The organism is Falsihalocynthiibacter sp. S25ZX9, from assembly GCF_041205405.1.
In the GTDB taxonomy this organism is placed as follows: domain Bacteria; phylum Pseudomonadota; class Alphaproteobacteria; order Rhodobacterales; family Rhodobacteraceae; genus Falsihalocynthiibacter; species Falsihalocynthiibacter arcticus.
Window position 1 is genome coordinate 1 of record NZ_JBGFCD010000163.1, and the last position, 322, is coordinate 322.

1 protein-coding gene and 1 pseudogene are annotated in these 322 nt (G+C 55.6%); both read left to right on the plus strand.

The window, feature by feature from the left end; genetic code table 11:
* On the plus strand, positions 1-217 hold a 217-nt coding region (locus AB9F29_RS21725; RefSeq protein WP_369757226.1), incomplete at its 5' end, for an arginase family protein.
* Between the two features lie 3 nt (positions 218-220).
* Positions 221-322, plus strand: a pseudogene (locus AB9F29_RS21730) (type 1 glutamine amidotransferase); the annotation flags it as partial.

Below are 322 nucleotides of genomic sequence, written 5' to 3' on the forward strand. Positions count from 1 at the left end.
GACGCCTGGTCCGTGGGGCTTGGCGTCGTGGCAGGCTTTGGAATTCGTGCGCGGCCTCAAGCCCTTAAACCTCATTGGGATGGACATCGTCGAGGTTTCGCCTCAGTTCGATCACGCGGAGATTACCGCCATTGCAGCAGCGCACGTGGCGCATGATTGGCTTTGTGTGCTTGCCGAACAGATGGGGGCAAAAACCGCACACGTTGGAAGGATTTAATCCATGAAAATCGGCATCCTTCAAACCGGCCACGCACCAGACGAAACCAAAGACGAACATGGCGACTACAACGAGTTTTTCGTGAAGCTCCTTGAGGGCAAAGGC